The sequence below is a fragment of the Mesorhizobium sp. M6A.T.Ce.TU.016.01.1.1 genome, from assembly GCF_003997065.1.
Classification (GTDB): Bacteria; Pseudomonadota; Alphaproteobacteria; order Rhizobiales; family Rhizobiaceae; genus Mesorhizobium; species Mesorhizobium mediterraneum.
This window is the reverse complement of record NZ_RZTJ01000005.1, coordinates 382552-404590: the sequence shown is the minus strand read 5'-3', so window position 1 is coordinate 404590 and position 22039 is coordinate 382552. Positions and strand designations below refer to the sequence as shown.

General features: G+C 62.1%; 25 protein-coding genes. 7 read left to right on the top strand and 18 right to left on the bottom strand.

From position 1 onward, the window contains the following. Nucleotides 1–99 precede the first annotated feature (99 nt). The 4 genes from purL (at nucleotide 100) to EOC94_RS34330 (ending at nucleotide 3429) form a co-directional block, all read left to right on the top strand. Nucleotides 100–2340, top strand: a complete 2241-nt coding sequence (gene purL / locus EOC94_RS13405; protein ID WP_127290993.1) for a phosphoribosylformylglycinamidine synthase subunit PurL — start codon at nucleotides 100–102, stop codon at nucleotides 2338–2340. Between the two features lie 86 nt (nucleotides 2341–2426). Beyond that, nucleotides 2427–2660, top strand: coding sequence for a BolA family transcriptional regulator (locus EOC94_RS13400; RefSeq protein WP_023674714.1), 234 nt, complete (start codon nucleotides 2427–2429; stop codon nucleotides 2658–2660). Between the two features lie 30 nt (nucleotides 2661–2690). Then, nucleotides 2691–3200, top strand: coding sequence for a class I SAM-dependent methyltransferase (locus EOC94_RS13395; protein WP_210212079.1), 510 nt, complete (start codon nucleotides 2691–2693; stop codon nucleotides 3198–3200). After that, nucleotides 3151–3429 (top strand): hypothetical protein, encoded by a 279-nt coding sequence (locus EOC94_RS34330; protein ID WP_210212078.1) that lies wholly within the window; start codon nucleotides 3151–3153, stop codon nucleotides 3427–3429. The genes EOC94_RS13395 and EOC94_RS34330 overlap by 50 nt, the downstream gene beginning before the upstream one ends. Before the next feature lie 8 nt (nucleotides 3430–3437). Here the strand turns inward: EOC94_RS34330 and EOC94_RS13390 are convergent, their stop codons facing one another. Next, entirely contained in the window at nucleotides 3438–4232 is a 795-nt protein-coding gene (locus EOC94_RS13390) for a phosphodiester glycosidase family protein (RefSeq protein ID WP_127290991.1), read from the bottom strand. Nucleotides 4233–4396: 164 nt separating this feature from the next. On the opposite strand from EOC94_RS13390, the gene grxD reads away from it, so the two are divergent. Next, complete coding sequence (gene grxD, locus EOC94_RS13385; protein ID WP_127205613.1) at nucleotides 4397–4732, top strand: Grx4 family monothiol glutaredoxin; 336 nt, start codon at nucleotides 4397–4399, stop codon at nucleotides 4730–4732. A 173-nt stretch (nucleotides 4733–4905) separates the two neighbouring features. Next, entirely contained in the window at nucleotides 4906–6150 is a 1245-nt protein-coding gene (locus EOC94_RS13380) for a multidrug effflux MFS transporter (protein ID WP_095489572.1), read from the top strand. A gap of 47 nt (nucleotides 6151–6197) precedes the next feature. On the opposite strand, the gene EOC94_RS13375 is transcribed toward EOC94_RS13380, so the two are convergent. The 10 genes from EOC94_RS13375 to EOC94_RS13330 all read right to left on the bottom strand — a co-directional run bounded on the left by EOC94_RS13375 (nucleotide 6198) and on the right by EOC94_RS13330 (nucleotide 15463). Further along, on the bottom strand, nucleotides 6198–6647 hold the full coding sequence (locus EOC94_RS13375; RefSeq protein WP_185928224.1) for an OsmC family protein: 450 nt from the start codon (nucleotides 6645–6647) through the stop codon (nucleotides 6198–6200). After that, nucleotides 6644–7309, bottom strand: coding sequence for a GntR family transcriptional regulator (locus EOC94_RS13370; RefSeq protein WP_245465558.1), 666 nt, complete (start codon nucleotides 7307–7309; stop codon nucleotides 6644–6646). Before EOC94_RS13370 ends, EOC94_RS13375 begins: the two co-directional genes overlap by 4 nt. Before the next feature lie 115 nt (nucleotides 7310–7424). Further along, nucleotides 7425–7832 carry a hypothetical protein gene (locus EOC94_RS13365; protein WP_127290989.1) on the bottom strand — a complete coding sequence of 136 codons (408 nt, stop codon included), beginning with the start codon at nucleotides 7830–7832 and terminating at the stop codon, nucleotides 7425–7427. Nucleotides 7833–7906: 74 nt separating this feature from the next. Then, nucleotides 7907–8653 (bottom strand): SDR family NAD(P)-dependent oxidoreductase, encoded by a 747-nt coding sequence (locus EOC94_RS13360; RefSeq protein WP_095489574.1) that lies wholly within the window; start codon nucleotides 8651–8653, stop codon nucleotides 7907–7909. A gap of 40 nt (nucleotides 8654–8693) precedes the next feature. Then, a complete protein-coding gene (locus EOC94_RS13355; protein WP_127290987.1) occupies nucleotides 8694–9872 on the bottom strand; it encodes an alanine--glyoxylate aminotransferase family protein in 1179 nt (392 codons plus the stop codon). 24 nt (nucleotides 9873–9896) lie between these two features. Beyond that, on the bottom strand, nucleotides 9897–10703 hold the full coding sequence (locus EOC94_RS13350; RefSeq protein WP_127290985.1) for a 4-pyridoxolactonase: 807 nt from the start codon (nucleotides 10701–10703) through the stop codon (nucleotides 9897–9899). 48 nt (nucleotides 10704–10751) lie between these two features. Then, nucleotides 10752–11687, bottom strand: a complete 936-nt coding sequence (locus EOC94_RS13345; protein ID WP_127290983.1) for an ABC transporter permease — start codon at nucleotides 11685–11687, stop codon at nucleotides 10752–10754. 4 nt (nucleotides 11688–11691) lie between these two features. Then, entirely contained in the window at nucleotides 11692–12789 is a 1098-nt protein-coding gene (locus EOC94_RS13340) for an ABC transporter permease (RefSeq protein WP_095489577.1), read from the bottom strand. Then, complete coding sequence (locus EOC94_RS13335) at nucleotides 12786–14354, bottom strand: ABC transporter ATP-binding protein (protein WP_127290981.1); 1569 nt, start codon at nucleotides 14352–14354, stop codon at nucleotides 12786–12788. Before EOC94_RS13335 ends, EOC94_RS13340 begins: the two co-directional genes overlap by 4 nt. A gap of 80 nt (nucleotides 14355–14434) precedes the next feature. After that, nucleotides 14435–15463, bottom strand: coding sequence for a BMP family protein (locus tag EOC94_RS13330; RefSeq protein WP_126106813.1), 1029 nt, complete (start codon nucleotides 15461–15463; stop codon nucleotides 14435–14437). Nucleotides 15464–15560: 97 nt separating this feature from the next. On the opposite strand from EOC94_RS13330, the gene EOC94_RS13325 reads away from it, so the two are divergent. Then, nucleotides 15561–15986, top strand: coding sequence for a hypothetical protein (locus EOC94_RS13325; RefSeq protein ID WP_127290979.1), 426 nt, complete (start codon nucleotides 15561–15563; stop codon nucleotides 15984–15986). 38 nt (nucleotides 15987–16024) lie between these two features. On the opposite strand, the gene EOC94_RS13320 is transcribed toward EOC94_RS13325, so the two are convergent. The 7 genes from EOC94_RS13320 to EOC94_RS13290 form a co-directional block, all read right to left on the bottom strand. Beyond that, nucleotides 16025–17035, bottom strand: a complete 1011-nt coding sequence (locus tag EOC94_RS13320; RefSeq protein ID WP_127290977.1) for an ABC transporter substrate-binding protein — start codon at nucleotides 17033–17035, stop codon at nucleotides 16025–16027. A 37-nt stretch (nucleotides 17036–17072) separates the two neighbouring features. Further along, complete coding sequence (locus EOC94_RS13315) at nucleotides 17073–17888, bottom strand: ABC transporter permease (protein WP_126106816.1); 816 nt, start codon at nucleotides 17886–17888, stop codon at nucleotides 17073–17075. Further along, on the bottom strand, nucleotides 17885–18727 hold the full coding sequence (locus tag EOC94_RS13310) for an ABC transporter ATP-binding protein (RefSeq protein ID WP_127290975.1): 843 nt from the start codon (nucleotides 18725–18727) through the stop codon (nucleotides 17885–17887). The genes EOC94_RS13315 and EOC94_RS13310 overlap by 4 nt, the downstream gene beginning before the upstream one ends. A gap of 127 nt (nucleotides 18728–18854) precedes the next feature. Further along, complete coding sequence (gene fhmpcd1 / locus EOC94_RS13305) at nucleotides 18855–19784, bottom strand: 5-formyl-3-hydroxy-2-methylpyridine 4-carboxylate 5-dehydrogenase (protein WP_127291063.1); 930 nt, start codon at nucleotides 19782–19784, stop codon at nucleotides 18855–18857. Next, nucleotides 19784–20404: a glutathione S-transferase family protein gene (locus EOC94_RS13300; protein WP_127290973.1), complete on the bottom strand. Its 621-nt coding sequence runs from the start codon at nucleotides 20402–20404 to the stop codon at nucleotides 19784–19786. Before EOC94_RS13300 ends, fhmpcd1 begins: the two co-directional genes overlap by 1 nt. 25 nt (nucleotides 20405–20429) lie before the next feature. Further along, on the bottom strand, nucleotides 20430–20837 hold the full coding sequence (locus EOC94_RS13295; RefSeq protein WP_029353627.1) for a RidA family protein: 408 nt from the start codon (nucleotides 20835–20837) through the stop codon (nucleotides 20430–20432). 9 nt (nucleotides 20838–20846) lie between these two features. Beyond that, the gene (locus EOC94_RS13290) at nucleotides 20847–21980 is read right to left on the bottom strand and encodes a hypothetical protein (RefSeq protein WP_095489585.1); all 1134 of its coding nucleotides are present in this window, start codon (nucleotides 21978–21980) and stop codon (nucleotides 20847–20849) included. Between the last annotated feature and the right edge of the window lie 59 nt (nucleotides 21981–22039).

Sequence of the window (22039 nt, the reverse complement as noted above, 5' to 3'; positions counted from 1 at the left end):
CCCTGTGGCTATTCATCGTTTTCGTCGCTTGATGGGGTGTATCGGCTGCAAAGCTTGCGATAAGACGGGACTCGATCCCAAGGATATAAATTTCCGCCCATGACCATTTCCAATTCCGCCCCGATCACTCCGGAACTTATTGCCGCGCACGGGCTGAAGCCCGACGAATATCAGCGCATCCTCGACCTGGTCGGTCGCGAACCGAGCTTCACCGAGCTTGGCATCTTCTCGGCGATGTGGAACGAGCACTGCTCCTACAAATCCTCGAAGAAGTGGCTGCGCACGCTGCCCACCACCGGGCCGCGGGTCATCCAGGGCCCGGGCGAAAATGCCGGTGTGGTCGATATCGGCGACGGCGACTGCGTCGTCTTCAAGATGGAGAGCCACAACCACCCCTCCTATATCGAACCCTATCAGGGGGCGGCGACCGGCGTCGGCGGCATCCTGCGCGATGTCTTCACCATGGGCGCGCGGCCGATCGCGGCAATGAACGCGCTGCGCTTCGGTGCGCCGGACCATCCCAAGACCAAACACCTGGTTGCCGGTGTCGTTTCCGGCGTTGGCGGCTACGGCAATTCCTTCGGCGTGCCGACGGTCGGCGGCGAAGTCAATTTCGACGCACGCTACAATGGCAATATCCTGGTCAACGCCTTCGCGGCGGGGCTCGCCAAGACCGATGCCATCTTCCTGTCGGAAGCCAAGGGCGTCGGCCTGCCGGTCGTCTATCTCGGCGCCAAGACCGGCCGCGATGGTGTCGGCGGCGCGACCATGGCCTCGGCCGAGTTCGACGACAAGATCGACGAGAAGCGGCCCACCGTTCAGGTCGGTGACCCCTTCACTGAAAAATGCCTGCTCGAAGCCTGCCTCGAGCTGATGGCGTCCGGCGCCGTCATCGCCATCCAGGACATGGGGGCTGCCGGCCTCACCTGCTCGGCGGTCGAGATGGGCGCCAAGGGCGATCTCGGCATCGAGCTCGACCTCGACAAGGTGCCGGTGCGCGAGGAGCGCATGAGCGCCTATGAGATGATGCTGTCGGAGAGCCAGGAGCGCATGCTGATGGTGCTGCGCCCCGAAAAGGAAAAGGAAGCCGAGGCGATCTTCCACAAATGGGGCCTCGACTTCGCCATTGTCGGCAAGACCACCGACGATCTGCGCTTTCGCGTGCTGCACCAGGGCGATGAGGTCGCCAATCTGCCGATCAAGGACCTTGGCGACCAGGCGCCGGAATATGACCGTCCCTGGACCGAGCCGAAGAAGCCGGCGCCCCTGGCAGCCAGCGATGCACCACAAGCGGATGTCGCCGAGGCTTTGCTGAAACTGCTCGGCGGACCCGACCTGTCCTCGCGCCGCTGGGTATGGGAGCAGTACGACACGCTGATCCAGGGCAATTCGCTGCAGCTTCCGGGCGGCGATGCCGGCGTGGTGCGTGTCGAGGGTCATCCGACCAAGGCGCTCGCCTTCTCCTCCGACGTCACGCCGCGCTATTGCGAGGCCGACCCTTATGAGGGCGGCAAGCAGGCGGTCGCTGAATGCTGGCGCAACCTTACCGCCACTGGCGCCCTGCCGCTCGCCGCGACCGACAACCTGAATTTCGGCAATCCGGAACGGCCCGAGATCATGGGCCAATTGGTCGGCGCCGTGAAAGGCATCGGCGATGCCTGCCGCGCGCTCGGCTTTCCGATCGTCTCCGGCAATGTCTCGCTCTACAACGAAACCAACGGGCAAGGCATCTTGCCGACGCCGACCATCGGCGGCGTCGGACTGATCGCCGACTGGTCGAAGATGGCGCGGATCGGCTTTGCCGCCGAGGGCCAGATGATCCTGCTGGTCGGTGCGCCGTCCATGTGGGGAACGCATCTCGCCCAGTCCGCCTATATGCGCGACATTCATGGCCGCACCGACGGCCCGCCGCCGCCGGTCGACCTCGACCATGAAAAGCGCGTCGGCGACCATGTGCGCGCCCTGATCGCATCCGGCGTCGTTACATCAGCGCATGACATTTCCGATGGCGGCATTGCTGTCGCGCTGGCCGAGATGGCGATGGCGTCCGGCATAGGCGCGACCGTCCCCGGCCTGGTCGGGACCGATCCGATCCCGGTCTGGTTCGGCGAGGATCAAGGCCGCTACCTCTTGACGCTGTCGATCGATCCGCAGAGCAAGGAATGGGACGCTATTCGCGAAGAGCAGAGCAAGCTCGGTATCTTCGCGCCGTGGATCGGCTCGACCGGCGGTAGTGATCTGAAACTCGGCGAGGCGCGGGCGATCCCTGTCGTCGAATTGACCGCTGCCCACGAATCCTGGTTTCCTCGCTTCATGGGAAATGAGATCGTCGACCCGTGATATGATCGAGTGGGGCTGTTTCGGCTTGGTTCATCCGCCATTTCGATCATATCTATGAGATCACGACCTGAACAAGGAATCCTCGTATGGCAATGGACGCGCACGACATCGAACGGCTGATCAAGGAAGGCATTCCGGACGCCAAGGTGACGATCCGCGACCTGGCTGGCGACGGCGACCACTATGCGGCCGAGGTGGTGGCCGAGAGCTTTCGCGGAAAAAGCCGCGTCCAGCAGCATCAGATGGTCTATGACGCGCTGAAGGGCAATATGGGCGGCGTGCTGCACGCGCTCGCCCTGCAGACCAGCGTGCCGGACTGAACCAAGCGCGCGGCAAGAAGCCTTTTTCTCATGGTCAAAGCAAGCGACAGCAAGCCGGTTGCGGTCGATGCCTATGTCTCCTTCGCGAAGCGCTACGATGCGCTCGCACCGAGCAAGCCGCACAACGCCCTTTATGAACGTCCGGCCTCGTTCGAATTGCTGGGCGAGGTTACCGGACTGGACATACTGGACGCGGGTTGCGGCTCTGGCATCTGCTCGGAAAAACTGGCTCGCTCAGGTGCGCGGGTAAGTGCCTTCGACATCACGCCGGAAATGCTGGCCTTGGCGCGCGAGCGCTGCGCGGGACTGGATGTCGATATCCGGCTCGGCGATCTCGAAAAGCCTCTCGACTGGCTCGCAGACGGCAGTTTCGACCGTATAATTTGCTCGCTGGCGCTTGATTATGTCGAAAGGCATGCCGGCGGTATTCGCCGAGTTTCATCGCGTTGCCAGGCCTGGAGGCAAATTGGTTTTCTCGATGGGCCACCCGATGCGCGACTGGCAGGACGAGCGCACGCACGGAGCGAAAACCTATTTTGAAACCAACCGCTGGGGTATGCATTGGGGCGGCTTTGGTGAGCCCAACCCCTATGTCGAGTCCTATCGCAGACCGCTCAGTGATATCCTCAATGGCCTTACCGGCGCAGGCTGGACGCTCGACCGTTTCGTCGAGCCGCTTCCGGTGCCGGAGATGGAAGCGGTCGATCCCAGGCATTTTGCCGAACTGAGTATGGCGCCGGCATTCATATGCGTGCGCGCATACAAATAAATGTGCCGTCACCTTTTCGCTGAGACGGCAATGATCGGCCCTGCCGGATAGCTTCCGCCGACGATCATCCTCTCGCCATTCGACAGCGCCGAGACTACGCCGTCGAAGAAAAGCGCGTTGGGGCAATCTAGCTCGTCGCGGAACAGGCGTGCAAAGCTGCCGAGACTGACTTGCGAGCGTGAGATCGCCAGCACCATCGTGTTTTCATCACGCACGCCGACGCCGTTGCGAATGTGACGCGACGTGCCGTTCGCCTCGAAGCGTGGATGAGGCCGGCCGTCGATCACCAGCATCGGGCCGGACTGCGTGGCGAACGCCACGTCCGGCTTTGCGGCGGCATAGGCGTTCGTTTCCATGATCGCCGCCTTGCCGTCCTTGCGGATCAGGAACACGCCGTTTGGCTTCAGGAAGAAATTGCCTTCGCCATCAGCGAGGTCGAGCGGCGCCACCTCGTGACCATTTTCGACGAGAAGGCCGACCGGCGTCAGATCCTCATGATACATGCCGGCATTCATGGCGAGCAGCGCCGGCCTGCCCTCGCCCGACATCGACTTGTCGAACTTTTCCAGCGAACCGAAGGCCCTGCCGTCGTCGCCGGCGTGGAAGACAGCGACATCGTAGCTGCGAAGATCGATCTCGCAGACGATGTAGGGAACCGCCTCGAAGCTAAAATCCCGGCATGGTCCGGGCAGTTCGCCGCCGACGGTGACAGGCGGGTGCTCCGACGGCCAAAACCACCAGATCAGGGCCAGTGCGACAAGCAGAACACCAATCAGGATCGCCGCGCTATGTCGCCTTTTCATCGCTTCCCGGGGAAATAGCTGGCCGATGCTCTTGGCCCAATATCAAGCCATCCTTTGCGCCATTTGCGTGACGAGGCGGCAAACGTCTTGTTTCAGGCAACCTATGGGTTTATTTGAAAGGATATGTTTCGAGCCCGACTCCCGCGGGCATGAAAGGATTCTCTATGAGCGGTATCAACGACTACATCGACAGCGAAGTGAAGGGCAACGACGTCGTCCTTTTCATGAAGGGCACGCCCGGTTTCCCGCAATGCGGGTTTTCTGGTCAAGTCGTGCAGATCCTCGACTACATCGGGGCCGACTACAAGGGCGTGGACGTGCTGACCTCGGCCGAGCTGCGGCAAGGTATCAAGGAATACTCCAACTGGCCGACCATCCCTCAGCTCTACGTCAAGGGTGAGTTCGTTGGCGGCTGCGACATTATCCGCGAGATGTTCCAGGCGGGCGAACTGCAGACGTACCTCGTCGAAAAGGGCGTGAGCGTCAAAGGCGCCGCCTGAATTCTGTTTGCGCATGATCCTTTCCGAAAATCGATTCCGATTTTCGGGGTCATGCGCTAAACGCCGGGCCAGCCCCCACCTCGGTAAACTGACCACCTCCCCGCTATCGGGGCACAAGACGAATGAATGCGCCGGCGCGCCGGCGCTTTTTCGTTTGAAGATCGGACTTTGCCGTGGATCAGCATGCACAAGCGCCGCAACAGGCAAGCACCTTGCCTATTCCGCGCTGGGAATTCATCGCACTGTGCGCGGCATTGATGGCGCTCAACTCGCTGGCCATCGACATCATGCTGCCGGCGCTGCAGCAAATCGGCGCCTCGCTGGGCGTGGAGAATGAAAACCACCGCCAATATGTGATTGCCGCCTATATTCTGGGCTTTGGCGGCGGGCAGCTTTTCTTCGGACCGATCTCGGACCGTTTTGGACGCCGTGCTCCACTCGTCGTCGGACTGGTGATCTATGTCGCAGCGGCGGCTGCCGCGGCTATCGCCCCGTCATTCGCTATTCTTCTTCTGTGCAGGCTGGTGCAAGGCATTGGTGCGGCCGCCACGCGCGTCATCGCCGTCTCGATCGTGCGCGACACTTTCGAAGGCCGACGCATGGCTGAGGTGATGTCGCTGATCTTCATGGTGTTCATGGCCATTCCGGTGGTAGCGCCAGGCATCGGTCAGTTCATCATGCTGTTTGCTTCCTGGCACTGGATCTTCATCACCATGGCGGCAGGCGCGCTGATCGTCTCGGCCTGGTCGCTGCTGCGGCTGCCGGAAACGCTGCATCCCGAATATCGCCGGCCGCTGACGGCATCATCCGTCCTTGGCGGTTTCCGCATCGTGCTGACCAATCGCATCGCGCTCTGCTACGCCTTTGCCAGCACCTTCATCTTCGCCGCCATGTTCGGCTTCATCGCCTCGGCACAGCAGATCTACGTCGACGTGTTCAAAGTCGGCGAGATGTTTCCCGTCATCTTTGCCGGGGTCGCGGCGGTGCTCGCCTTCTCCAACTATCTGAACTCGCGCCTCGTCGGCCGTATTGGCATGCGGCGCCTGTCGCAGAGCGCGCTGCTGCTTTTCCTGGTGATCAGCTTTGCGTGGCTGGTGGTGTCACTGGAAATGAAGATGCCGCTCTGGCTCTTCATCACCTTCTTTGCCGGCGCCATGCTCCCGTTCGGCGCGCTGGGCGCGAATTTCAACGCGCTCGCCATGGAGCCGCTCGGCCAACTGGCCGGCACGGCATCGTCCATTCTGGGATTCATGCAGACCTTCCTCGGCGGCCTGCTCGGCACGCTGATCGGCCAAGCCTTCAACGGCACGGTGACGCCCTTGGCCGCCGGATTCTGCAGCGTGTCGCTTGGCGCATTGGTGATGGTGCTGATCGCGGAGCGCGGCAAATTCTTCCAGCCGCAGAACCCGCCGGTCTAGGTTCGAAACCCAATTGTGGTTGTCAATCGCGCCGGTAAATGGATATCTCAGGTGGCTACCTGGATTTCCGTCTTCACGGAATTGGCAATGAAGCACTGTTCATGCGCCGAGTGGTGCAGTTTCGCTTCTGTCGCGGCGGTTGGCGTTTCCCCGGCGTAGACAATAGTCGGATTGAGGTCAACGCGGCTGACTACCAATCGTCCGTCCACCTTCTCCATCATGCCGACCGCCTTGTCGGTATAGCTCTCCACGACGATCCCCCGGGGCGCCGCGATCGAGAGAAAGGTCAACATGTGGCAGCTGGAAATCGCCGCGATGTAAGCCTCCTCTGGATCGACGTTGGCTTCCACTGAATAAGGAAGCGGAACGATATGCGGCGAAGCGGATGCCAGCACCACCTGGCCTCCGTCGAAGCGCCAGATGTGCGCGCGGCTGTAGCGCTTGTCGGTGAATACCGCTCCTTCTCGCTCCCAGTGCACTTCGACGGTCATTTTCATGATTGATCCTTTGTCGGAACGGAAAGAAGTCTTGCAGTCGTCTGGGTCAGATGGCAGCGAAGATGCTGCGCCGCAGCATCGAAATCGCGCCTCGCACAAGCGGCAACGATCGCCGCGTGTTCCTCGAAGAAATCAATTCGCTCCTGGGCGCCACGCTCTTGGTGAAGGGTTGCCCGCCGGGATTCTCGTCGAAGGTCTCCGATGGTCTTAAGCAATCGAGAATTCGTGCAACCGCTGTACAGGGCTAGGTGAAACTGTTGGTCGAGCTCCAGAATCCGTGACGGATCGTACTCCGCGAACAGCTCGTCATTGAGCCTCTCAGCCTTACGCAAAGCGGAAGGCTGAAGCCCCGGCACCGACTGCTCCAAGGCAGCGACCTCCAAAATAGCCCGAACTTCGCAAAGTTCAGTCGCCTCCCGTACTGAGAGGATCGCTACCGCCAGGCTTCGATCGGGACGCCGCACGGCCATGCCACTCCCGAGTAACCGGTCCAAGGCCTGCCGGACGGGCTGGCGGCTGACCCCGAAACGCTCCGCGATCGATTCCTGCTTGAGAACGGAGCCCGGTGCCAATTCACCTGACTCAATCTCGTCTTTGAGTTCGCTAAAGATCGACTTTGGATCCATGGATCCAAAGTACGATGCCCCGGCGAAGTTGGTCAAGCTCTATTCACAATAGTCCTCCTGGGATTGCGGCGTCCCGCCCTTGCCTCGGCTCAAGAAACGAAATGACCAAGGGCCGTTGCGCCGTGCACTAATGCACATTGCCGGACGCGCTTTAGGATGCACGCCCACTCGCCGCTGTGAAGCGAGGGAACAGCGTGCGCCCTGCGATCGCTCCACCCATGCTGTCCGAAACGGGCAGTGGCAGAGCCTTGTCGAGAGCATCGAGGACGGAAGCCACGAAGGCCCGGTTGAGGGCGCCATCATTCCCGAGACGGGAGTAAGTGGCGCGAGGCTTGCCGATAAGTGTGCCGTTTCGGCGAATTGAGAACTGCAGCGTCAGGGTCATGCCCGCGGTTCCGGGCGGTGGCTCCCAACAGGCGAAGATCGCGGAGAACAACTCGTTTATGGTGTCGATGGGAGCGGGACTGCGACATGCGCGTTCCTGCGATCTTGCCTCGTTCGGGCCGGCAACCAAGGCGAAGACAACGGCCAGTGCGCCAATTGCGGGCCGAGGTTTCATATCGGATCTCCGGTTTCGCGCGAACAAATATAATTAACGAGCTTCGCATGAACCCTTTCAGACGCGACGCGCTTTTAGTGGCGCACCATCCCGGCGTCGACATTCAACGTCTGGCCGGTGATCCAGCGCGCGTCATCGGAGGCCAGGAACGACACAACATCGGCGATATGTTCCGGCTGCCCTTTGCCTTTCATCGCCTGCAGCATCTCGACGAAGCCGAACGCCTCGTTGTGCGGGCTGGCCTTGACGCCATCGCTCTCGATCAGGCCCGGCGTCACCGCGTTGGCGGTGATGTTGTATTTGCCGAGTTCTGTGGCCATCGCCCTGGTGAAGCCTATGACGCCGCCCTTGGCCGCGACATAGGCTGCCATGTTCGGCGTGCCAGCAAAGAAAGTGTTGGAGGCGATGCTTATCACCCGGCCGGCCTTGCCCGCTGCACGCATCTGGTCCGTTCCTGCGCGGCTGACGATGAAGGTGCCGGTCAGATTGACGTCGATGATCTTGCGCCAATGGTCGAGATCGACATCGTCCCAGGCGACGAACGGCACGATGCTGGCATTGTTGACCAGAATATCGATGCCCCCGGTCAGCGCCTGGATCTCGGCGAAGAGCGCCTTGACGGATGCAGGGTCGGAGATGTCGGCGGCAATCGCCTTCGCTTTTCCGCCGATCGACGCGGCCGCCGTTTCGGCGCCTTTCGCGTTGATGTCGCTGACAATGACCGTCGCGCCATCGGCGGCCAAGCGCGCGGCGATAGCCTTTCCGATGCCTTGCGCGGCCCCGGTAACCAGGGCCGTCTTTCCCGCCAGTCGTTCAGTCATGACAACGCTCCCTCAATTTGTGATCTGGTGATTTTCTGGTTCATGTGTCGGCGTCGATAACGGCCAGCGCCGCGTCGATGCCTTTGCCGACCGCGAGTTTCTGGCCCAAGGAATTCATCGCGCCGCCAAGTGCCGTCAGCGCCGCGACCGCATAGATCGGCTGGGCGGTCGGGCCCATATGGCCGATGCGTGTCAGCTTGCCCAATGTTTCGCCGCGGCCAGATGAAAACACCACGCCGTAGCGAGCGCGCGCGGCCTGGCGAAGCGCCGTCTCGTCGATGCCTTCTGGCGTCCGGACGGCGGTCGTGGTCGGCGACGCGATATTGTCGCTTGCGGCCCAGATCGACAGGCCCATGGCAGCAACACCCGCCCGCATGGCCTTGGCGGTGAGCGCGTGACGCGCCCACACCGCCTCCGCTCCCTCGTTGAGGTAGAGGTCGAGCGCGACGTCGAGCCCGTTCATCTCCGCGACGGACGGCGTGAACGGAAACGGCTTGTCCTTCGACCACGCATGCTCCCAGTCGACGATGCTGAGCATCGACGCGCTCGGCGCCAGCGGGTTTGCCTTCATCTTGGCCCACGCCCGCTCGCTGACACCCATCATCGTGAGGCCGGGAGGTGCGCCCAAGCATTTGTTCGGGCCGGTGACGTAGATATCGGCCTTGCACTCCTCCGGATGCGTTTTCATGCCGCCGAAGGACGAAACGGCGTCGACGATCAGATAGGAGCCATGCGCCGAAACCAGCGCGCCGATCGCGTCGATCGGATTGATAGTGCCGGACGGCGTGTCGTGGTGGCAGACGGAAACGACGGTGATTTCCGGATGCGCTTCCAGCATTGCCGCAATCGCCTGCGGGTCGATCGCCTCGTTGTAGGGCACCTCGATTTCGATGAGATGCGGCGAATAGCGCTTCGCCCAATAGCCAAACCCCTTGCCGTAGACACCGGAAGCAAGGTTGAGCACGACGTCGTCCGGCGTGATCAGGGAGGCTGCGGCCGCCTCCAGGCCAAGCACCGGCTCGCCATGAAGAATGACCGGCTTATTCGACAGCCGCATCGCCTTCTGCGCCTTGTCGACCACACGCTCGTAAAAGAGCTGGAACGCCGGGTCGTAATCGTAGAGCACCGTGCGGCCGAGGCCGCGGAGCACGTCGGGATAGGCGTTCACCGGCCCCGCTGTGAGCGTGATGACAGGTTCGGCGTGTTCGAAATAGCGCATGATCTTGTCTCCGGTCGGTGGCGATCAGCCGTAGAATTGCGTGCCGGTCCGATAGGTTTTGAAGTTCTCCATGTCGTGCGAATACATCAGCTCGGCGCCATAATCCTCGGCCAGCTTCTTCACCTTGCGCATCGAGTTGACACCCGCCACCGGGTCGATGTGGAAGGCCGCCTGGCACAGCGTTTCAAGGCTCTTCTGCGTGTAGGCCGCATCGATGGTGAACATGATCGGCTTGCGCTTGGGAAACTCGACCAGCAGGCTGTAATGGCCGATCGAATGACCCGGCGTCGAGATCAGCTTGACGCCCCTGGCAAGCTCGACGTCGCCCTCTATGCCTTCGAAGATCGAGTTGGCCCGAGTCGTGCCCTCCAGCAATTGCGCAGTCGCGCCACGCGCTTCGGCGGCCTCCGCCGAAAAGCTCAGATCGGAATAGCCGAGATGCTCGAAAGGCTGGGGATTGCAGGCTTGCGGCACCTCGGTCCGGTGGCAGATCTTCTTGGCATGCGGAAAATACTTGTTGCCGCCGCAATGGTCGAAATGGAAATGCGAGTTGACGACGACGTCGATATCCTTCGGCTCGAGGCCGAGCAGCGCCAGGGCGCCGGGAATGGTCTGGTGCTTTTCCTGGATCGGCTTTTCGAAAGGCAGCACCTTCATCACGTGATCATAGTCGTAGCCGGTGTCGATGAGGAACCGGCCCTCGGCATGCTCGATCAGGATCGAGTAGACGGGAAAGCGGACTTCGCCACCGGGGCCGCGATTCCAGAACACGTGATAGCCGTCGAGAACGAGCGAGCCGCCATCGAGCAGGTAGACCTTGGTATCCGACATTTTTGTCTCCTCTTTTGGCGCGGGTCCCGTCCGCGCGTGAATCTGTGATCAGCGCGCGCCGCGCTCGTATGGAATGCCGAGCGCCGCCGGCAGGCTGGCCCGCCGGCCAAACAGCACCAGCATGACCATCACCGCAAGGAACGGCAGCATCTGGATGACGTCGGTCGGTATGTTGATGCCGGCCACCTGCATGGCCGTCGTCAGCGACAGGCAGACGCCGAACAGCAAGGCGCCGAACAGCACCCAGACCGGCCGGCCGCGCGCCAGCATGGCCAGCACTATGCCGAGAAAGCCCGCGCCATTGGTGATGAAAGGAATGAACAGGCCGGCCCCGACATTGGCAAGATAGGCGCCGCCAAGCCCGGCCAGCGCTCCGGTCGTCAGCACGGCGACGGTGCGGGTTCGCACGACGTCGATGCCGGCAACGTCAAGGGCTGCCGGCTTGTCGCCGGCAGCCTGCAGGTTGAGGCCGAGCTGCGTGCGCCGGTAGATGTAGCCCATGGCGAAAACCAGCGCGACCGCCAGATAGACGATGAGATGCTGCCTGAACAGCGCCGGCCCGATGACCGGAATGTCCGACAGCAACGGAATGACCGTCACGTCCACCGCCGGCAAGCGGGGATAGCTGCGCGAGAACTGGAAATGGTGGAGCAGTGCCGTCAGGCCCTCAAGCCCCAGGGTCAGCGCGATGCCGATGACGATCTGGTTCAGCCCGATGCGCACGCAAAGCAGCGCCATGACCAGCGCCACCGCGACACCGCCGCCGGCGCCAGTGAGAAAGCCCAGCCACAGCGACCCGGAATAAAAGGCGCCGACGAAACCGAGATAGGCGCCGGCCACCATCATGCCCTCGATGCCGATGTTGAGCACCCCGGCCTTTTCCGACATCTGTTCGCCGAGGCCGGCCAGCAGCAGAGGGATCGCCGCGGTGACCGCGCCGAACAAAAGCGCGCTGAGAAAGACTTCGCTGAACAGCCCGGTCATGGCTTCAGGCCTTTCGCGACTGGTTATAGCGGTGATCAATGTATTCGGCGAGCGCGAGCACGATCAGCACGATGGAGACGAGCACCAGCGTGAAATGGTTGGGCACGCCGAGCCGGCGGGCCGCGCTCTCGCCGCCGATCGACAGCACCGAAAGCAGGAACACGAAACCGATCGCGGCAAAGCCGTTCATGCGGGCGAGGAACACGACGGGGATGACAGCCAGCCCGTAAGCGGGGTTCCAGTCCGCGCGCACATTGCCCTGGACGCCGAGGATATCGACAGCGCCGGCAAGACCGGCCAGCCCGGCCGAAATGGCGAAGACGGCAATGGTGAGCTTCGGCACGCCGAGCCCCGCATGGATGGCCGCGCGTGGGTTAGCCCCGACGATCCTCAACTTCAGGCCGAAGGCCGTGCGCGTCATCACCAGATGCACGGTGATGATCGCCACCAGTCCCAGAAGCAATCCGCTTGTGATGGTCGTGTCGAACAGGCGCGGCAGCCGGTCCTCGACCGGCAAGGTGCGGGTCTGCGGCACGGTTGTGCCCGGATCGCGAAACATCAGCTTGACCAGCACGTTGGCAAGCGAGGTGCCCAGAAACGTCATCATCAGCGTGGTGATGATCTCGTTGACGCCCTGATAGGCGCGCAGCAGCGCCGGCACCAGGGACCAGATCATCGCGACCAACATGGCGATGACGAACGAGCAGATCAGCGCCAGCCAGGCCGGCATGACCTCCACGAGAACCGGAGCGCTGGCCGCCGCCGTTACCGCGCCGAGCAGGAACTGGCCATCACCGCCGAGATTCCACATGCCGGCGCGAAAAGCCACGATCAGGCCGGCGGCAAGAAACAGCAGCGGCGCCATGCGCGTCAGCGTCTGTTGGATGCCGAGCGGCGATAAAAGCCCTCTCTTGAGGACAAAGCCATAATAGGCAAGCGGGTCGACGCCGACGGCAAGCAGGATGCAGCCGGCGATGATCAACGCGGCCAGGATCGGGCCGAGGGTCATCAGCAGCCGATGCTGGATGTCGCGGCGCGTCGCCACCGCGGCCGTGGCATCGAGGGCGGTTGCGCCGGCAGCTGGTGCGGTGTCGATGCTCATGCGGCAAGCCCGATCATCAAGCGACCGACCTTGGTGCGGGCGTCGTCGGCATTCTCGACGGTGCCGACGAGCGACCCGTTCGAGATGACGGCGATGCGGTCGCACATGCTGAGCAACTCTTCGAGATCGGTGGAGATGAGGAGCACGGCAAGGCCGCGAGCCGCCGTATCGCGGATTCGCTGGCGCGAAGCCAATGTGTTGGCGAGATCGAGCCCATAGGTTGGCTTGTTGAAGATCACCACTTTTGCGCCTTCGGCGAGTTCGCGCGCCAGCAGCACCTTCTGGATATTGCCGCCAGAGAGCCGAGCGACCGGCGTCTTCAGGCTTGGCGTGCGCACGTCATATTCGCGGACCAGTTGGGCCGCGCGCTTGTCGATTTCGGCGCGCTGCTCGACGCCTCTGCGCCAGAAGGGCGCCGCGCCAACCTGCTTCAGGAAGAAATTGATCGAGACCGGGAAGGTCCCGACCGTGCCCTCGCCGAGCCGGTCGTCGGTCAGGTAACGCAGGCCTCTCTGGCGGCGTTCGCCGACGCTCAGCGCCTCGATGGGCTCTCCCTGCAGCCGCACCGAACCGCCCACCGTCGCATGCTGGCCGGCCAACGCCTCCGCCAATTGCTTCTGGCCATTGCCGTCGATACCGGCGATGCCCAGCAGCTCGCCTGGACGGATATCGAACGAAATCGACGACAGGCCCGGTGCATCGTCTGTCGGCGCAACGCCGAGATCATGGACCTGAAGCAGCGGAGCCGCTTCGGCGCGGACGGTGCGAATAGGACGCTCGGCCGCTTCCGGGTCGTCCTTCTGCTTGCCGAACATCAATTCCACGATCTCGGAGATGATCGCCTGCTCGCCCAGCGCGCGAAACCGCTCGGGAGGAATCTCGCCGACCTTGCGGCCGAGTTTCAGCACCGAGATGCGATCGCCGAAGGCCGCCGCTTCCTTGAGCTTGTGGGTGATGAAGACGATCGCCAACCCCTGCTCGACCAAGCGGCGCATCAGTGCGCCCAGCTCATCGATACCCTTCGGCGTCAGCATCGAGGTCGACTCGTCGAGGATCAGAAGCCGGCTGTTGCGCACCATGGCGCGCAGGATCTCGACCTGCTGCTGCTCACCGAGCGAAAGCTCGGACACCTTGGCATGCAGCTTTACCGTGATGCCGAGCGTTCTGGTGATCTCGGCGACGCGCGCTTCCAATTCTTCGGTCTTGGGGCGCTGCCACCACGGTCCGCCGAGCAACAGGTTTTCCGCGACTGTCAGCGTCGGCACCAGCATCATGTGCTGGAATACGGTTCCGATGCCAAGCGCCAGTGCATGGCGGGGCGAAGTGATCGCGGTCGGCTCGCCGTCGACCAATATGCGCCCCTCGTCCGGCTGCTGCAGACCCGACAGCATGCCTATCACAGTGGATTTTCCGGCGCCGTTTTCGCCGAGAAGCACATGCACTTCACCTGGACGGATCTCCAGATCGACGCTGTCGTTGGCGACGACGCCGGGGAACCGTTTGGTGACGCCTTCAAGCGCGACGATATCGCGCTTAGCGACCGACAATGAGGAAGCACTGCTCATAAAAGCCAAGGCCTTGAAAATATGAAATCGGTCCGGAGGGGCGAACGGATCGCCCCTCCGGCAGCCTGCTGTTAATCGCCTTACTGGGCGACGCTGGTCATCAGCGCCCTGACGGCGGCTGCATCATAGACCGGATCGACCTTGGTCTTGCCGGAAATGACGTCTTCGCGCAGCGCCTGGATCTCAGCCCAAATATTGTCCGGGATCGCAGCGGTCTTCAGAAGCTTGACGGAATCGTCCTTGAGGCCGATCGAGTAGCTCTTCGTGCCGAACGTGTCGGCCTTCAGGTCTGCGATCATCGCCGCATAGACCGGCTCGATGTTCCAGACCACCGACGACAGCAGGAAACCTTTGTCGATGGGCGTCTTGTCGCCGATGACATCGATGAAATAGACCTTGCCGCCATCCCCGGCCTTGGTCGTCTCGACCGCCTGCAGCATGCCGAAGCTCGAGCCGTTGCCCTGGCCGAAGATGATGTCGGCGCCCGATGCGATCACGCTTTCGGTGACGCGCTTGCCGCCGGCCGCATCGCTGTAGGCGGCAGGTCCGATCACAGCATAGGTAACCTTGACGTCCGGGCTCTCGGCCTTCACGCCCTGCGCAAACGCTGCCGACTGCGAGTTCCACGACGGAGGCTCGCCGGACACGACGATGCCGACCGACTTGGAGCGCGACATCTTGGCGGCGAGACGGCCGGCAAGATACGAACCCTCATGACCGCTCAGCGTGTAGTCGGCGACGAGGCCCTTCTCCAGACCGGTCGGTGTGTCGACGATCGCCACCGGCACCTTGGTTTCCTTGGCGATTTCGGGAGCCGAGGTGTTGTAGCCGCTGGCATGAGCGATCAGCAGGCTGGCGCCGTCAGCCGCCAATTCGCGCAGTGTCGGCCGCACGTCGCCATAGCCGAGCCCCTGCGCCACGACTATCTCGACACCGGCAGCTTTCGCCGCCGCCTTGGCAGCGTCGATACCTTGCTGGTTCCAGCCATAATCGGTGCCTTCTTCCGGCGTCAGGATGGCAATGGACTTGACCTCGGCGGCAAGTGCGTTGCCGAGCAAGAGGCCGCTCAATATAACAGCGCTTACGCTGCTCTTCAAAAACTTAGACATGTTACCCTCTCTGTTCTGTTGACCCAAGATATTCTTATTGTTATTGCGCAAAAGCGAGGTAGACTGCCTGAACAATTATATCAGGAGTTCAAGCAAGGTGGTTGTGCGATATGTCCTTCCGATAACGCTGGCGTTCACCTCGTTCGCCAACGCGGTTGAATTGCGGCACATCACTGTGCGGACCGGCACCGACGGGCTCGATCCCGTGCCGCTGACGATCTCGAATGCGGGGCGCGAGGCGCTTTCCTGCAACGCCGACTTCGCCCACTGGTATTCGGCCACGATCGCCACCGCGGCGCCTGGCAAGAGCGCACGTGTCGAGCTGTGGTTCGATCCAAAGACCGGGACGTTTGCGATTCTCAACGACAAGCGCGAAAACCTGCCTGTCGAGCGGCTGTGGTGCGGCCTGGCCGGCCACGCCTACACCAGCCGCGTGCAGATCGCGCTCGACCGGGCCAGTGCCGCAAAGGGGCAAGTGGCCGTGACATGCGGCAGCGCGGACGGCAGGCTGGCCTGCTGGTAGACGCTGACTGTTTGCCACTTCAGACACCGCCGGAACCTTCACTCTGCCGCCAGGAATTTGTCGGTAAAGACGTCGTCTGCCGACAGCGCCGTTTTGAGCACGCCCTGATCCGTCAGCGTCTTCAAGGTCTCTTCCCACTGGGCCTTCGTCATCCAGCCGAGACCGTGTTCCTTCGTCGCCGGGCTGTTGAACGTCGAGGCGATGTCGGCCTTGAGCTGGGCCAGCAGGACATCTTTCTTTTCCGCGTAGCCCGGAACGGCCTTGGCGGTGATCTCGGCGGCTTCTTCCGGATGGGCCGCGACATAGTCGAAAGCTTCCCTGTAGGCCTTCACGAAACGGCGCACGACATCAGGCTTGTCCTTGATCGTCGCTTCAGAGGTGAACAACCCCGAGCCATAGGCTTTCCAGCCATGATCGGCGCCGAGCATGATGCTCAGCGACCCCGGGCCGCCGGCCTTGGCTTCGAGTTCGGGCACTTCGGCGTCGAGATAGCCGACCACTGTCTGCACACGCCCGAGCAGTAGGTAGCTTTCGTAAGGCGGCGAGACGCTGTTGAGCGTCATGTCCTTCTCGCTCATGCCGTTGGCGGCCAGGAAGCCCCTGAAGAAGATGTAGGTGGATCCTGCCGGGTGGATGCCGATGGTCAGGCCCTTGAGGTCGGAAGGCTTGGTCAGCTTGAGCGTCTTGGCGAGCGAGATGATGCCCAGCGGCGACTGCTGGTTGACCGCCGCCAGCGCCACGACGGGAACATTCTGCGACCTTGCCACGGCAAGCGTGGGAAGATCGCCGAAGCCGAATTCAGCGTTGCCGTTACCCACCAGGCGCATGGCGTCTGGCGAGCCGGAGCCCTTGCGGACCTCGCTCACATCGATGTCGTTCTTGGCGAAAAAGCCCTTGTCCTTGCCGACAAAGAACATGGCGTGATTGCCGCGCACGACCCAATCGAGCTGAACGTTGACCTTATCCGCCGCCAGCGCCGCGTTCGAGAAGCCAAGCGCGCCGACAAACGCCGCAAAGGTGGCTGCCTTGATAAGAGAGCGTCTCAGCATGTTTGTTCCCTTCTTTGATCTTGGTTGTTCGAGAAGCCTAGGCCTGGCTGAATTTCGGCGCCCACGGCACCACGATGCGTTCGAGAATTTCGGCTGCGTAGTAGAAGGCGATGCCGAGCACGGAAACGAGCAGCAGCGCCGCAAAGACCAAGGGCGTGTCGAGTTGGGTCGACGCGAACTGGATGACGTAGCCGAGCCCGTCCGAGGCTCCGGCAAATTCGCCGACGATCGCGCCGATCACACTCAGGGTCGCTGCAATTTTGGTTCCAGCCATCAGGCTCGGAAGCGAGTGGGGAACACGGATCCTGAACAGGATCTGGGTCGGGCTGGCACCAACCGAATTCATCAGCGACAGAAGCGAACGGTCGACCGACTGCATGCCAGCCAGCATCGACAGCGTCACCGGGAAGAAGGCAATGACCAGAATAAGTCCGATTTTGGGGGCGAGCCCGTAGCCGAACCAGAGGATGAAGATCGGCGCCAGCGCAACTTTCGGCACGTTCTGGAACAACACGACGAGCGGGTACAGAGCGCGGCCCAGCCAGTCGAAACGCACGATGACGAGAGCAAGCGCAATGCCGACTATGACCGAGACAAGAAAGCCAAACAGGATTTCGCCCGCCGTGACCACTGTCGCCTGCATGAGAGTGCCCCATTGCGCGACGAGCGATTTCGCAATCTCGGATGGGGCAGGAACGATAAAGGAGGAAATGGAGAATATCCGCACCGCGGCTTCCCACAACACGATCGTCACCAGCAAAAGGATGACCGCCGGAAGCCAGCTGCTTGTCGCCGCGTTCCAGCCGGAAACAGGCTGTGGCTGGGAGAGTTTCATGAGAGGTTGCTCGCTCACGTCGCGCCTCCTGGCTCATGACTGGATCGCAGCATGGTCCGAAGCTGAAGCACCAGCCTGACGAATTCGGGGACTTCGGTCACGGAAGTGTCGCGCGGATAAGGCAGCGGAATGTCCAGGCTCTGGGTAATGCGTCCTGGGTTGATCCCCAGCACATGGACCTGTCGGGACAAGTGAATGGCTTCATCGATGGAATGCGTCACCAGGACGATCGTCTTGCCGGTCCGCTGCCAGATCTCTAGCAGCGACTGACCCATCGAATCGCGGGTGATCGCATCAAGCGCGCCAAACGGCTCGTCCATCAGCAAGACCGCCGGATCGAGCGCCAAAGCCCGGGCGATGGCCACCCGCTGACGCATGCCGCCAGACAGTTCGTTTGGGCGCTTGTGGGCGGCATCGCCAAGCCCGACCAGTTCCAGCATCTCCTGCCCACGCGCTCGCAGCGCCGCGCGCGACATCGACTTGTCGGCGATACCGAGCAGCATCGAGGCATTGTCGACGGCGTTTTTCCACGGCAGCAGATTGGCGTCCTGGAAGACGAGACCGATCATCCGTTTGCGCGCCGCCTCGCCTGGTGAAACGCCGGCGACCGAGACGCTGCCGCTGCTCGGACTGACCAGCCCAGCCAGCACTTTGAGCAATGTGCTCTTGCCGCAACCCGAAGGGCCGATCAGGGATACGAACGACCCTTTCGGAACCGAAAGATCAATATCCCTAAGGATCAGCTGCCGGTTCTGATCCGTGCCCATCACCACCGAAACGCCCTTGGTGGAAATCAGGTCGTCGTGGCGGATGTGGGTCGCTCTGCCACCGGCGGGTCGAATGGTTTCAACCTGCATGGCTGGCTGCCCCATACGCGTTCATTACTTGCACACCCGCCTTGACGGCGATGTTCCCGGCCCCGTGCGCACAAGCGGCCAACCGGCAGAACTCCCCAACCCGGCTGCGCGCAACTTGTGCCATCGCCTACTCCCGGCCTTCGAGGATGCGGCGCACGGCGACCAGCTTGCGCGCCCGTTCGCCTTGCAGCGCCTTAATCTGCTCGGGCGTATAGGAGAACATGCCCTCGCCCGACTTGATGCCGAACTTTGATGCGCCGGTCTTCTCCAGAACCATCGGCGCGACATCATCACGATTGGAAAGATCGGCGTTGAGGAACGACGAGACGGATTTGTAGATATCGAGGCCGGCCATATCGAGCAGCGCCATTGGCCCGATAACGGCGATCTTGTAGCCGATGCCCCAGGAGACGCAGGTATCGAGATCCTCCGGCTCGATGACGCCGCGCTCAACCAGATCGACCGCTTCGCGCAGCAGCGCATAGAGCACGCGATTTTCGACGAAGCCGGGAACGTCCTTCTTCACCACCACCGGCAACAGGCCGATCGAGCGGATCAGCTCGCGTATGGTCGCCACGGTTTCAGGCGCGGTCTTCTCGCCGCCGATCACCTCGATCATCGGAATGATGTGCGGCGGGTTCGACCAGTGCATGCCGACCATCCGTTGGGGATGGGAGATATGGGCCTGCAGCTTGGTGATCGGAATGCCTGAGGTATCCGAGGCGACGATCACCGAAGAACCGATCAGCGGGTCGATGGCGCGATAGGCCTCGGCCTTGATGTCAATATTCTCAGGCACGTTCTCGATGACCAGCTCCGCACCATCGACGGCCTCGGCGAGGGTGCGGACGAACCGCACCGTGCCCGCGCCCGCAGTCGGCCCCTTGATGTCGAGCCGGTCCAGAACCCCGCCGGCCAAATCGAGCATGCCGCGGGCGCGTTCGACCGCAACTTCGGAAACATCGTACGCCGCCACGTCGAGCCCGCCGCGCGAAAGCCGCGCGGCGATGCCCGGACCCATCGTTCCCAATCCGATGAGGGCGGCGCGCTTGATCATCATGCGGCCTTTGCGGGAGCCGCGGCGGTCGCTGCTTTGAAGGCTGGACGAGCGGCGATTGCGGCCACCCAGCGCTCCAGATTCGGCAGCGACGGCCGGTCGATCTTGAAGTCGATACAGCGTTTCAGGATCGGCGCGCAGGCGATGTCGGCAATGGTCAGCTTGCCCAGCGCCAGGAAATCCTTGCCGGCCAGATGCCCGTCAATGATCTTGAGTTGCGCCACAAGGTCCTTCACCTGTTCCTTATATTCGGCGGTTTGCTCTTCGGGCGTCAGCTTCGCACCCTTGAAGGCGGCCAGATAACCGGGATTGACCGCCGCCAGCAGAAAATCCATCCAGCGCTCGACCTCGGTCTTTTCGGCAGGGGTGGCGCCGTTCAGCTGTTCGCCGCCGGATGCCGCGAGATAGCGCAGGATGGTGTTGGACTCCCAGATCACGATGTCGCCGTCGACCAGCGTTGGGACTTTGGACGTCGGGTTGAGTGCCTTGTATTCGGCCGTCTGGGTGTTTTCGAATTGGCGGCCGTAATCCTCGCGCTTATATGGCGCACCAAGCTCTTCGAGCATGAAGAGCACCTTTTGAACGTTGCCCGATGTCTGGCGTCCCAAAAGCTTGTACATGTCGTCTCCTCGATAGTGTCGTGGCCTATTTGCCGGCCGGCAGCGGCTTGTAGACGATGGCATCCATTTCGATCTTGGTGTTGATGACCGCCTTTGCCTCGACGGTCGTGCGTGCCAGCACCGCGTCACCGATCCCTTCGAGGAACGCCTTGTTGTAGCGGCCGAAGTCGCGCGTATCCTCGAGATAGGTGGTGATCCGCACGACATCGGAGAGCGTTGCACCCTCGTCGGCAATGACGCGCGCGATGGTCTTCAGCGTCGCCAGCGTCTCTTCCTCGATCGTGCCGCTGATCATGTTGTTGTTCTCGTCCTTCGGCACCTGGCCGGAGACGAAAATGAAATCGCCGGCACGCACCGCCGGATGAAACGGCAGGTTCGGATTCTTCTTGCCGATGGCGTAGTGGCTGGCGGATTTTCGCGTGCTGTCGCTCAACCTATCCCCCTAGAGAACGCTGGTTTCGATGATATCGACGCCACGGATACGGTCGATCAGGTAGACGATGCCGCGGTCGTCGATGGTGACGTCGTTGGAAGAGGAACGCTCGGCGCCTTCAGGCGCATCGGGCATGAAATGGCCGACCTCCTTGGGTGCGAACGGGTCGGCGATGTCGACCAGCCGCAGCCCCTGCGCGAACCATGCAAACGGAATGATGGTGCCCTTGAACCGTTCGGAAGGCTGATGGCAGCCGGTCATCGGCGGTTGCGGTGCGCCGTCCGGGTCGAGGCCGGGCACCTGGAAGGTCGCGATCGGCAGCGGATTCGTCTCGTCGGTGATGTCATAGATCCAGGTGAAAGCCGGCGGCGAAGGCCGGAGCTTGGCGACATCCTCGTCCGCCACCACCATGATGTTGCGGCCCTTGAGCGGCTGCGGGATCGGCAGGCACGTATGCGTGGGATGCGGAAAACTTGGGCTCGAATTGATATGCGAGACAAGCTTCGGCTTCGAAATGTCGGAAATGTCGAGGATGAACAGGCCGTGATGCCAGTAGCTGACATAGAGCCGGTCGCCCATGCGCAGCGGATGGTGGCAGCGTGGCGTGACGTAGTCATGCCACGGATACTCTTCACCGCCGCCGGTCCACTGGCCTGGTATCCACCAGCGCCCGACCTCGACCGGGCTCGCCGGATCGATCAGGTCGAGGATCATTACGATGTTGCCGACATAGCCGTCGGCGGTTGGCGAGATATAGGCGTAGCGGCCGTCATAGTCGTAGCGATGCACGCCATGGCCGCCGGTTATCCACTTCGAGATGAGCTTCGGCTCTGCCGGCCGGCTCGTGTCGTAAAGCGCCAGGCCACCTCCGAAATCGGCAGGGCCCGCATCGCCGAAGCGCTCGTGGTTGATGATCATCAGACCGTCCTGGGCGCGCACCTTGTGTGAATGCCAACCCGGCGGAACATCGATCGTCGCGATCTTCTTCGGATTGCGCGGATCGGAAATATCGACCAGCGTCGTGCCGCTCGGCGGACGCATGTGGCCGATATAGAGAATGTTGCGGTCGACCCAGACCTGACCACCGCCCGGACAGTCGATATGGCCGATCAGCTTTGTGTTGAACGCCGAAACCAAATGCATACGCCCTTGCTGCTGAAAACGTCTTTTTCGGTGTCCGCGCCACTATGGCGGCGCGGACA